Raw genomic sequence first — 11,217 nt, forward strand, 5'->3', positions numbered from 1 at the left:
TCGCTCCGTATGGATGGACGTGAAGCGATACTTCCGTGGGCCGGTCATGTGGATCGTGCTGGCCGTCCTTGCCGTGGTCGTGTTGATGCAGGTCGTCGGCTCGTCCGGCGGCTACAAGACGGTGGACACCGGCCAGGTCGTCCAGGCGATCAATGACAACAAGGTCGAACAAGCCAAGCTGACCACCGGCGACGAGCAGACCATCAAGGTCCAGCTCAAGGACGGCGAAAAGGTCGACGGCAGCTCGAAGATCCAGGCGAGCTACATCGGCGACCAGGGCGTGAACCTCGCCAATACGCTGCAGACCAAGTACCAGGACAAGCAGATCCCGGACGGCTACACCGTTTCGCCGTCCAAGCAGAACCCCTTCCTCGGGATCCTGCTCTCCCTGCTCCCCTTCGTCCTCATCGTGGTCGTCTTCCTGTTCCTGATGAATCAGATGCAGGGTGGCGGCTCCAGGGTCATGAACTTCGGCAAGTCCAAGGCGAAGCTCATCACCAAGGACACCCCGAAGACGACCTTCTCGGACGTCGCGGGCTGTGACGAGGCCGTCGAGGAGCTCCAGGAGATCAAGGAGTTCCTCCAGGAGCCGGCGAAGTTCCAGGCCGTCGGCGCCAAGATCCCCAAGGGCGTTCTCCTCTACGGCCGTCCCGGCACCGGCAAGACGCTCCTCGCGCGTGCCGTCGCCGGCGAGGCCGGGGTGCCCTTCTACTCGATCTCCGGTTCCGACTTCGTCGAGATGTTCGTCGGTGTCGGTGCCTCCCGGGTCCGTGACCTCTTCGAGCAGGCCAAGGCGAACGCTCCGGCGATCGTCTTCGTCGACGAGATCGACGCGGTCGGCCGCCATCGCGGCGCCGGCCTCGGCGGCGGTCACGACGAGCGCGAGCAGACGCTGAACCAGCTGCTCGTGGAGATGGACGGCTTCGACGTCAAGGGCGGCGTGATCCTCATCGCCGCGACGAACCGGCCCGACATCCTCGACCCGGCGCTGCTGCGCCCCGGTCGCTTCGACCGCCAGATCGCGGTCGACCCGCCGGACCTGCTGGGCCGTCTGGAGATCCTCAAGGTCCACCAGAAGGGCAAGCCGGTCGCCCCGGACGTCGACCTCTCGGCCGTCGCCCGTCGCACCCCCGGCTTCACCGGCGCGGACCTGAGCAACGTCCTCAACGAGGCCGCGCTGCTCACCGCCCGCAGCGACAAGAAGCTGATCGACAACGCCGCACTGGACGAGGCCATCGACCGTGTGGTGGCAGGCCCGCAGAAGCGGACCCGGATCATGTCGGACAAGGAGAAGAAGATCACCGCGTACCACGAGGGCGGACACGCCCTGGTCGCGGCGGCTTCCCCGAACTCCGACCCGGTCCACAAGATCACCATCCTGTCGCGTGGCCGGGCCCTCGGTTACACGATGGTCCTGCCGGACGAGGACAAGTACTCCACGACCCGCAACGAGATGCTGGACCAGCTGGCCTACATGCTGGGCGGCCGTGCGGCCGAGGAGCTCGTCTTCCACGACCCGACCACCGGCGCCGCGAACGACATCGAGAAGGCCACGGCCACCGCCCGCGCGATGGTCACCCAGTACGGCATGACCGAGCGTCTGGGTGCGATCAAGTTCGGCGGCGACAACACCGAGCCCTTCCTCGGACGTGAGATGGCTCACCAGCGCGACTACTCGGAAGAGGTCGCCGCCCTGGTGGACGAGGAGGTCAAGAAGCTCATCGAGAACGCGCACAACGAGGCCTGGGAGATCCTGGTCGAGAACCGCGACGTCCTCGACAACCTCGTCCTGCAGCTTCTCGAGCGGGAGACGCTGGGCAAGGAGGAGATCGCCGAGGTCTTCGCCACCATCGTCAAGCGCCCGCCGCGGCCCGCCTGGACAGGCTCCTCGCGCCGTACGCCGTCCACCCGTCCGCCGGTGCTCTCCCCCAAGGAGCTCGCACTGACGAACGGCGCCAACGGCTCGACGCCGGCGATCACCACCGCCAAGGCGACGGCGGCGGAGCACGCCCCGGTGACCGAGACGGCCCCGGAGGAACGCCCCGAGAGCTGACCCAGGCTCCCGTCGGCCCCACCGGCCCGGAATGGATGCCGTGCCCCTCAGGTCCTAGCCTGAGGGGCACGGCATTTTTCGCATGTATGCACAGAGGCGCGTAACCCACACGCGTGACCCGCACAGGAACGAGGCACAGGATGACCGACCCCGTGACGCTGGACGGCGAGGGCACGATCGGCGAGTTCGACGAGAAGCGCGCCGAGGCCGCCGTTCGCGAGCTCCTGATCGCGGTCGGCGAGGATCCTGACCGGGAGGGGCTCAAGGAGACGCCGGGGCGGGTGGCCCGGGCCTACCGGGAGCTGCTGGCGGGGCTCTGGCAGGAGCCCGAGGACGTGCTGACGACCACGTTCGATCTGGGGCACGACGAGATGGTCCTGGTGAAGGACATCGAGATCGTCAGCTTCTGCGAGCATCACCTGCTGCCGTTCCACGGCGTGGCCCACGTGGGCTACATCCCGGCGGAGACCGGCAAGATCACGGGCCTGTCGAAGCTGGCCCGGCTCGTCGAGGTGTTCGCCCGCCGCCCGCAGGTGCAGGAACGACTCACCACGCAGATCGCTGACTCCCTCATGCGCATTCTGGAGGCCCGGGGCGCGATCGTCGTCATCGAGGCCGAGCACATGTGCATGTCCGTGAGAGGTGTCCGCAAGCCGGGCGCCAAGACCACGACGTCGGCGGTGCGCGGTCAGCTCCGGGACGCGACGACCCGCGCCGAGGCGATGAGCCTGATACTGGCGCGCTGACCCGAGGCGGGCGTCAGGCTCGTCAGGCCGTGGACGTCGCCCCGTTGTTGTGTTCGTCGTCCTCCGGGAGCTTGCAGATGCGTTCCAGGAAGATGGCCGCCGCTATGACCGCGATGCCGGCGAGGACCGAGAAGCCGGCGTAGAAGGCCTGGTCGCGGCGGGCGGGGGTGTCCAGGAGCTCCAGGAGGAAGGCTCCCGTGCCGCCGTACATGCCGGAGACCAGGGCGGCCACCAGGGCGCTGGCCTGGCCGAAGACGACCGCGCGGGCCGCCATCAGGGGGTCGACGCCCTTGGCGTCGGGGCGGCGCTCGCGCTGGGCCTTGAGGCGGCCGCGGATCGAGAGCGCCGTGGCCATCAGGACGACGGCGATCAGGGCCAGCACGATGGGGGCGGCCAGGGGGACGCTGGGCAGGGTCCCGATCGAGTTCCAGAGGCGGGCACCCGCCCAGGACAGGACGCCCGCGACGACGAACACGCCCGCCAGCAACCTGATGCGCAGCTCTCTCACGGTGTCCCTTCAGCTCCCCCGGACCGATCCCGGACTGTGGTCGTCTTGACCTTAACGACTACTCGGGCAGGTGAAGTTCCAGGTCCTTGCGGGCGGCCACGCCGTCGAGGGTGACGGTGTCCAGGAGGGCCGCGACCGTGCCGCGGCCGGGCAGCTGCGCGTCCGGGTCGACGTCGTGCCAGGGGGCGAGGACGAAGGCCCGCTCGTGGGCGCGCGGGTGCGGGAGCGTGAGCTGCGGATCGTCGTCCACGACATCGGCGTAGGCGACGATGTCGACGTCGAGGGTGCGGGCGCCCCAGTGCTCGTCGCGGACGCGGTGGAAGGCCTCCTCGACGGCGTGGGCGCGCTCCAGGAGCGAGGACGGCGGCAGGGTCGTCTTCAGCAGCACGACCGCGTTGAAGTAGGCGGGCTGGCTGCCGGGCTCGACGCCCCAGGGCTCGGTCTCGTAGACGGGGGAGACGGCCTTGATGCGGACGCCGGGGGTGTCCTCCAGGGCGTCGATGGCGCCCTGGAGGGTCTCCAGGCGGTTGCCCAGGTTGGCGCCGAGGGAGATCACGGCGCGCTTGGGGTTGCTGAGGGTGACGTCGGCGGCGTCCACCTGCTGGACCACGGCGGCGGGCACCGGCTGGACGGTCGGGTCGCTGTGCCCCTGGGTGAAGGACGCGGTCATACTCGGCTCCGGGTGATGGTGACGGTCACGTCGTCGAAGGGGACCGTGATCGGCGCGTCCGGCTTGTGGACGCAGACTTCGACCTCCTGGACCCCGTCGTGCTTCAGACAGGTCTGGGCGATGCGTTCGGCGAGCGTCTCGACGAGGTTGACCGGCTCCCCCTGGACGTCGGCCACGACCTCTTCCGCCACGATGCCGTAGTGCACGGTCTTCGCCAGGTCGTCGTCGGCCGCGGCCGGTCGGGTGTCCAGGCCCAGGACGAGGTCCACGATGAAGGTCTGGCCCTCCTCGCGCTCCTTGGGGAACACCCCGTGGTGCCCGCGGGCCTTGAGGCCGCGCAGCGCGACACGATCCACGCGAATCACTCCTGCAGTCGTCGGTAACGGCCGGTCCGTGCCGTGTGCGGGCGGCACACCGGCCTCAAACGAATCTACCCGCGGGCACTGACAGCGCCGGTCCGCCGGGGTGCGGGCCGGTGCCGGGGCCAGGAGGTTTCCTCGCTCGTTCCCCCTGGGGGACCCGGCGGCTCACGGGTTGGTAGCCGCCCCTACCCACGGGTTCGTGATTCCAACCACTTGTTGGTCCCTGTGGGGCGCCTACCCACTCAGGAGGGTGTCTCCTCGTCCTCTTCCTCGTCGTTTTCGGTCAGAACCGGAGAGGCGTGGTGGGACCACATCTTCCAGCCCTCGGGGGTGCGCCGGAACACGTTCGTGGCGACCACGAGCTGGCCGACGAGCGGCCCGAGCTCCTCGCTGCCCTCGGGCGCGGGGCCGCCGCTGAGGATGTTCTCGGTGCAGGTGACCAGGGCGGTGTCGCCGGTGACGGAGACGTGCACGTCGGTGAGGAAGAACTGGATGTAGTCGGTGTTCGCCATGATCAGCGCGTACGACCGCAGGACCTCGCCGCGGCCGGTCAGCACCGGCCAGCCGGGGTGCACGCAGGAGACCACTCCGGCGTCGGCCGGGTCGTGGTACTCCTCGTCGATGCCCAGGTCGGACGGGGTGAGCCAGAGCGCGGACAGGTCCTCGAAGTCGCCGCGCTCCAGGGCCTCGTAGAAGGCGGTGTTGGCGGCTTCCACCTGCTCCACGTCGGTGTGGGGGGCGCTCACAGGGCTCCTTCCACGCCGTTTCGCGCGGCGCGCGCTCCTTCCACGGCGCGTGCCACCCGTACCGCGTCCGCCGTCGCGCGCACCTCGTGCACGCGGACCGCCCAGGCGCCGGAGTGCGCCGCGATCGCGGAGACGGCGGCCGTGGCCGCGTCGCGCTCGCGCGCGGGCGGCGGCGCGCCCTCCGGGCCGGCCAGGACGCGCCCGAGGAACCGCTTGCGGGAGGCGGCGACCAGTACGGGGTGGCCGAGACCGAGCAGGCGGTCGAGGTGGGCGAGGAGGACGAGGTCGTGTTCGGCGTCCTTGGAGAAGCCGAGGCCGGGGTCGACGACGATGCGGTCGGGGGCGACGCCGCCGGCCAAAACGGCCTCCACGCGTGCGTGCAGTTCGTCGACGACCTCGGTGACGACGTCGTCGTAGACCCCCTTGACGTTCTCGCCGGCCAGGAAGCCGCGCCAGTGCATGACGACGAAGGGGGCGCCGGCGGCGGCGACCACGGGGATCATCGCGGGGTCGGCGAGGCCGCCGCTGACGTCGTTGACGAGGACGGCGCCGGCGGCGAGGGCCTGCTCGGCGACGGAGGCGCGCATGGTGTCGACGGAGATGGTGACGCCCTCGGAGGCCAGGCCGCGCACGACGGGGATGATGCGCTTGAGTTCCTCGGCCTCGTCGACGCGGGCGGCGTGCGGGCGGGTGGACTCGCCGCCGACGTCGACCAGGTCGGCACCCTCGCTGACGAGGTCGAGACCGTGCTTGACGGCGGCCGTGGTGTCGAAGAAGCGGCCGCCGTCGGAGAAGGAGTCGGGGGTCACGTTCACGACTCCCATGACCGCGCAGCGGTCCCATTCCGGTAGGCCCGCGACGCGCCCGCGTCCGCTCTGCTTGCTCATGCGTTCAGCGTAGGCCCAGGACAGGGCACGCAGGACGCCGCGGCCCGGGCGGAGGCCCTCAGGGCTGGAGGGGGGCTTCCGCCCGGGCCTGTCCCGGGGTGTCACACGGGGTCCGCGGGCCGCTGGGACGGCATCGGGACGCGTCCCGGGGTGTCACGCGGGGTCCTCGGGCCGCTGCGACGGCATCGGGACGCGTCCCTAGGCCGCTCTGACGTCTCTTTCGGTCACCGCGTGGGCACACACGCGTGCGGGCGTCCGACGGCGGCGCAGGAATCGTGGCAGCGGCAGCGCGAGGTTGACGAAGCCCTCCGCCTGCATGGCGGCGAAGCCGATCCGGGGCAGGTCCGCGGAGGCGCGGTAGACGACGAAGCGCGGCTCCCAGCGGGGCCGGAACTTGGCGTTGAACTTGTACAGGGACTCGATCTGGAACCAGCGGGAGAGGAACACCAGCAGCCCGCGCCAGGCGCGCAGCACCGGACCCGCGCCGATCTTCTCGCCCCGCGCGAGCGCCGCGCGGAACATCGCGAAGTTGAGGGACACGCGCGTGATGCCGAGTTTCGGTGCCGCCTCCAGGGAGGCGACGATGAGCAGTTCGTTCATGCCGGGGTCGGCCGTGCGGTCGCGGCGCATCAGGTCCAGGGAGACGCCGTCGGTGCCCCAGGGGACGAAGTGCAGGATCGCCTTCAAGTCGCCGTAGGGGCCCGGGTGTTCGTCGCTCTTGTGGGCGGTGGCGATCAGGCAGTCGCCGTCAGAGGGGTCGCCGACGCGGCCGAGGGCCATGGAGAAGCCGCGTTCGGTGTCGGTGCCGCGCCAGTCCTCGGCGGCCTGCCGGATCCGCTCCAGCTCGGCCTCGCCGACGTCACGGACTCGTCGTACCCGGGTCTCGTACCCGGCGCGCTCGATGCGTTTGACCATCTGTCGCACGTTGCGCATCGCGCGGCCGGCCAGGGAGAAATCCGCGACGTCCACCACCGCCTCGTCGCCCAGTTCGAGGGCGTCCAGGCCGGTCTCGCGGGTCCACACCTCGCCGCCGGTCTCCGAGCAGCCCATGACGGCCGGGGTCCAGGAGTGCGCCCTGGCCTCGTCCATGAACCGCTCGATGGCACCCGGCCAGGCCTCGACGTCGCCGATGGGGTCGCCGCTGGCGAGCATCACGCCGGACACCACGCGGTAGGTCACCGCGGCCTTGCCGCTGGGGGAGAAGACGACGGCCTTGTCGCGGCGGAGCGCGAAGTGGCCCAGGGAGTCCCGGCCGCCGTGCTTGTCGAGCAGGACCCGCAGCTGCGCCTCGTCCGCCTCGGTCAGCCGCGCGGCCGGGTGTTCGGGCCGGAAGGCGAGGTAGATGGTGGTCACCGCGGTGAGCAGGCCGAGCGCGCCCAGCGAGAAGGCCACGGTCCAGGAGGTGCTGCCCTCGTAGTCGACCGGTCCCTCGAAGCCGAACAGGCCGTACAGGACGTGCGTGATGCGATCGGCCAGGCTCGGGTCGCCGAGCATGCGCCTGGGGTGGACGCTGACGATGACCAGCCCGAGGACGAGGGAACCGGCGCCCATGAGGACGAAGTTGGCCAGCGCGCGCCAGCGGCTGCGCGGGTCGGGCAGGGCCGCGAACTGGTCGCGGTGGCGCAGCAGCGGCGCGAGCAGCGCGAGCGAGATGACCACGCCGATGAGGGAGTGGCGGTACGTGAACTGCGCCACCGCGCCCGCCGGCAGCAGGGCCACCGCGGCCCGCCAGGCCCGGCGCTTGCGGCGCCTGAGGCCGTGCGCGAGCAGCAGCAACAGGACGCCGGTGCTGAGCGAGAGGGCCGCCGCGAACGGACCGAGCGCGCCGGGCAGCACCTCGGCGAGGGTGTGCATCCGGCTGTGCCGGAAGCGTGGGAAGACGCCCGCGGCGATGTCCAGAAGTCCTACGAGAGCGCAGGCTCTGGCGACCAGGACGGGGACGGCCTCGGGGCGCGGACCGTTCAGTACGCGCCGCGCGCCGCGTGTCCGGGTCGGAACCCCGCCCGACATTTCCTCATCTGTCCTGACAGACATCGCATCCCGTAGTTCTGCGAGAGAGCTTGGATCCGGGCCCGATTCGGGCATCCGGCGACATTGCGCCCTCTAGGACGGTGTCTCAGGGGGAGAGGTTCACTCTGCTCCTCAAAGCCGGTTCAAAGGCCCGGGAAAGTCCCGGACAAGCCCTCGCGAAGGAGTGGGGGACCAGGGAGAAAGCGCAGGCGGGAAGCATGTCATGGGACTGACGAGCAATCAGGTGCTGGTGGCGGCGATCGTGTTCGCCGTACTGCTGTTCGGCGGCACGGTGTGGCTGTGGCCGCGGCTGGCCCGGCGGAACTGGCGGGCCGTCAGCGGGCGTGTGGGGCTGCTCCTCGCCACCCAGCTGGCCCTCTTCGTGTGCGTCGCCCTCGCCGCCAACCAGGCCTTCGGGTTCTACGCCAGCTGGGCGGACCTGATGGGCCGTGAGAAGGGTCAGGGCGTGGTCGTCGACCACACGGCGCTCGGCGGCTCGGGCGGCCCCCTGGAGGTGGTCGACACGGCACGCGTGCGTGGCGCGGCCGGTTCGCGGCCGGAGGTGGCCGGACAGATCCAGCAGGTCGACATCGTCGGGCGTACGACCCATATCGCCACTCCCGCGTACGTCTATCTCCCGCCGGAGTACTTCCAGGCCCGCTATCGCGCGCGTACCTTTCCCGCAGCCGTCGTCCTGACCGGATATCCGGGCACCGCCAAGGCGCTCGTCGACAAGCTGCACTACCCGCGCACGGCTCAGGAACTCGCGAAGGACGGCCGTATGCAGCCGATGATCCTCGTGATGATGCGGCCGACGGTCGCGCCGCCCCGGGACACCGAGTGCGTGGACGTGCCCGGCGGGCCGCAGACCGAGACGTTCTTCGCGAAAGACCTTCCCGAGGCCGTGCTCGCGCACTACAGGGTGGGCGCGAAACCGGGCTCCTGGGGAATCATCGGCGACTCCACGGGCGGCTACTGCGCACTCAAGCTCGCGATGCACCACCCCGGTTCCTACGCGGCTGGGGCGGGCCTGTCGCCGTACTACAAGGCGCCGATCGACCCGACCACCGGCGATCTCTTCCAGGGCGACAAGCGGCTGCGCGACCGCGCGGACCTGTGGTGGTTCCTCAAGCACGAGCCCGCGCCCGACACTTCACTGCTCGTCACCAGCAGCCGGATCGGGGAATCCAACTACCGGGACACACGGAAGTTCATAGAGCGCGTACGCGAGACCAAGCTGACCCGGATCTCGTCGATCATCCTCGAAAGCGGCGGGCACAACTTCAACACCTGGCGACGGGAGATTCCGGCGACGCTCCAGTGGATCAGCGGGCGGCTGAGCGACCGCTGACAAGGGGCCGGGAGAGACGTCGGAGAGGGGCCGAAGAGGGGGCCGAGAGGGGCCGGAGAGGGAGCCGAGAGGCAGGTCGAGAGGCAGCTCGACAAGGGGCTCGGGCATTGTCGATCTTGGTGAATTCGGTGCATTGCAATTCCTGATGCCCTGTGAACGTTTCGGTATGGCTGTGTTTTTACGGGGCGGGGCACCAACGTTCGCCTACGCGCGGTAAGTTTCTGGCCATGCCACGTGGACGTCATCGCCATTCACCGCCCTTGCACAGGCTGCTGCCCCCGTCGGCGATAGCGGGCGTCTCGCTCGTCTGCGCCTTCGGGCCGTGGGTGTTCACACAATCGTCCGTGCTCCGCGTCATAGCCGCGTTCGCCGCGGCCACGGCGGTCGTCGGCGCGGCCGTCATGCGGCGCTGGGACGCCCAGGCGGGCAAACAGGTCGCCGACCTCACGCGCGCGCGTGCGAGCGACGACTGGCGGCACGAGGAGCGGATCGCCGAGCTGGAGACCGACCTCGACGAGTCGCGCGAGCTGCGCGCCAAGCTGGAGCAGCGGCTGCGGGGCAAGCGCGCGGAACTGGCGGGCCTGCGCAACGAGCACGCGGCCCTGCTGCGGCGGTACGCGACGGCCGAGACCGAGCGCGCGAGCGCCCTGGAGGGCCGCCGCCTGCTGGAGATAGAGGCCGCGGATCCGGAGCCCGAACCTGCCGACCCGGCCGTCGAGGACGCCGAGAACGTCGAGGCGGACACCGAGGCTGTGGCTGCCTCGGTGGACGCGGACGAGTCGGCGGACGCGGAGCTCGGCGAGGGCTTCGACGACGATGACGACTTCGACGACGATGACGACGAGAGGCCGGCGGCCACACCGGTGTTCTCGCCGGAGGGCTCGCACCTGTTCCTGCGGGCGAAGGCGGCGCTGAAGAAGTTCGACGGGGACGGCGAGAGTTCTCCCAAGGACGCCGATGTGGCGACGGCCGAGGACGACGACGAGAACGCGGCCGACGACGAGAACGAGGCCGACGAGAACGAGGTCGCAGAGGTCGCGGCCGAAGAGGTTGCCGAGTCCGAGGCGGGCGCGGAGGCCGGGGACGGCTCCCAGGACGACGACGCTCCCCAGGGCGACGCGGCCGACGCGGTGGCCGACGAGGACGACGAGTCTCCCAAGGACGACGGCTCCCCGAAGGACGACGGCCCCACCAAGGGGCGGCGCTCCGCGAAGCGCGAGCCGGTGAAGGCGAAGGCCGGTGCCGCCACCGCGGCGGTCGGACCGACCGCCGCCGCGCCCGAGGCCACCGCCGGTCCCGGTACGGAGGCCGCGGCGCAGGAGGACGAGGCGCAGGGGAAGCCCGAGGCGGTCGACGGGCACGAGCGCGCGACCGCCGCCACTTCGGCCGGGCTCGCCCCGTCCGCGCCCGTGCAGCAGCCGTCGGGTCACTTCGTCGCGCCGACCGCGGTGGCCGTGGTGCCCGCGGCGCCGGTGCGACGGCCGTCCGTCGAGGGCGGGTTCGACTTCTTCGGCACGAAGAGCGAGATGGCGCACGGCGCCCTGGACGTCGTGCAGAACGAGGACCTCGCCGACGTGGTCGGCCAGGAGGCGCTCGCCCTGCACAAGGCCGAGGCGGAGGCGGAGTTCAAGCCCGCCGACGAGCAGTCGCGCGGGGTCGGCCAGGTGATCGACCTGACGGCGCACGACGAGACGGAACACATCGACCTTCAGGGTCTGCGGACCATTCGGAGCGCGGTTTCCTGACGGACTGCGACCTGGTCCACGGACTGCGACATGGTCTCCGGCCCGGCCCCCGGCACGGTCCTCGTCACGAGGGCGGTGCCGGGGCTCCTGGAGAAGCTGTCCGACGCGCGCCGCAACGGCCACCCCGTGCTCGCCGTCG

General features: G+C 70.7%; 10 protein-coding genes. 4 read left to right on the top strand and 6 right to left on the bottom strand.

All coding sequences use genetic code 11. From position 1 onward, the window contains the following. The first annotated feature begins 13 nt into the window (after positions 1-13). Together ftsH and folE are read left to right on the top strand one after the other, a co-directional pair. Complete coding sequence (gene ftsH / locus ACWDR3_RS25765; protein ID WP_450354939.1) at positions 14-2,053, top strand: ATP-dependent zinc metalloprotease FtsH; 2,040 nt, start codon at positions 14-16, stop codon at positions 2,051-2,053. Between the two features lie 140 nt (positions 2,054-2,193). Further along, the gene (folE, locus tag ACWDR3_RS25770; protein ID WP_450354940.1) at positions 2,194-2,799 is read left to right on the top strand and encodes a GTP cyclohydrolase I FolE; all 606 of its coding nucleotides are present in this window, start codon (positions 2,194-2,196) and stop codon (positions 2,797-2,799) included. A 22-nt stretch (positions 2,800-2,821) separates the two neighbouring features. Here the strand turns inward: folE and ACWDR3_RS25775 are convergent, their stop codons facing one another. The 6 genes from ACWDR3_RS25775 to ACWDR3_RS25800 form a co-directional block, all read right to left on the bottom strand. Then, positions 2,822-3,307, bottom strand: a complete 486-nt coding sequence (locus ACWDR3_RS25775; RefSeq protein ID WP_450354941.1) for a DUF3180 domain-containing protein — start codon at positions 3,305-3,307, stop codon at positions 2,822-2,824. Between the two features lie 58 nt (positions 3,308-3,365). Beyond that, a complete protein-coding gene (folK, locus tag ACWDR3_RS25780) occupies positions 3,366-3,977 on the bottom strand; it encodes a 2-amino-4-hydroxy-6-hydroxymethyldihydropteridine diphosphokinase (protein ID WP_450354942.1) in 612 nt (203 codons plus the stop codon). After that, a complete protein-coding gene (gene folB / locus ACWDR3_RS25785) occupies positions 3,974-4,333 on the bottom strand; it encodes a dihydroneopterin aldolase (protein WP_401718706.1) in 360 nt (119 codons plus the stop codon). Before folB ends, folK begins: the two co-directional genes overlap by 4 nt. Before the next feature lie 248 nt (positions 4,334-4,581). Further along, on the bottom strand, positions 4,582-5,085 hold the full coding sequence (locus tag ACWDR3_RS25790) for a nuclear transport factor 2 family protein (protein WP_450354944.1): 504 nt from the start codon (positions 5,083-5,085) through the stop codon (positions 4,582-4,584). Beyond that, on the bottom strand, positions 5,082-5,972 hold the full coding sequence (folP, locus tag ACWDR3_RS25795; protein WP_401718700.1) for a dihydropteroate synthase: 891 nt from the start codon (positions 5,970-5,972) through the stop codon (positions 5,082-5,084). The genes ACWDR3_RS25790 and folP overlap by 4 nt, the downstream gene beginning before the upstream one ends. A gap of 198 nt (positions 5,973-6,170) precedes the next feature. Beyond that, positions 6,171-7,982: a phosphatidylglycerol lysyltransferase domain-containing protein gene (locus tag ACWDR3_RS25800; RefSeq protein WP_450354945.1), complete on the bottom strand. Its 1,812-nt coding sequence runs from the start codon at positions 7,980-7,982 to the stop codon at positions 6,171-6,173. A gap of 223 nt (positions 7,983-8,205) precedes the next feature. Here ACWDR3_RS25800 and ACWDR3_RS25805 point away from each other — a divergent pair, with 223 nt between their 5' ends. Then, a complete protein-coding gene (locus ACWDR3_RS25805) occupies positions 8,206-9,333 on the top strand; it encodes an alpha/beta hydrolase (protein ID WP_450354947.1) in 1,128 nt (375 codons plus the stop codon). Positions 9,334-9,560: 227 nt separating this feature from the next. Then, positions 9,561-11,078, top strand: a complete 1,518-nt coding sequence (locus ACWDR3_RS25810) for a hypothetical protein (protein ID WP_450354948.1) — start codon at positions 9,561-9,563, stop codon at positions 11,076-11,078. Positions 11,079-11,217: the final 139 nt, after the last annotated feature.

The organism is Streptomyces sp. NPDC001002, assembly GCF_053599215.1.

Excerpts from the sequence above, each read along its gene's own strand:
- folK (WP_450354942.1), bottom strand. The coding sequence starts at position 3,977 with ATGACCGCGTCCTTCACCCAGGGGCACAGCGACCCGACCGTCCAGCCG.
- ACWDR3_RS25805 (WP_450354947.1), top strand. The coding sequence starts at position 8,206 with ATGGGACTGACGAGCAATCAGGTGCTGGTGGCGGCGATCGTGTTCGCC.
- ACWDR3_RS25810 (WP_450354948.1), top strand. The coding sequence starts at position 9,561 with ATGCCACGTGGACGTCATCGCCATTCACCGCCCTTGCACAGGCTGCTG.
- folE (WP_450354940.1), top strand. The coding sequence starts at position 2,194 with ATGACCGACCCCGTGACGCTGGACGGCGAGGGCACGATCGGCGAGTTC.
- folP (WP_401718700.1), bottom strand. The coding sequence starts at position 5,972 with ATGAGCAAGCAGAGCGGACGCGGGCGCGTCGCGGGCCTACCGGAATGG.
- ftsH (WP_450354939.1), top strand. The coding sequence starts at position 14 with ATGGACGTGAAGCGATACTTCCGTGGGCCGGTCATGTGGATCGTGCTG.
- ACWDR3_RS25800 (WP_450354945.1), bottom strand. The coding sequence starts at position 7,982 with ATGTCGGGCGGGGTTCCGACCCGGACACGCGGCGCGCGGCGCGTACTG.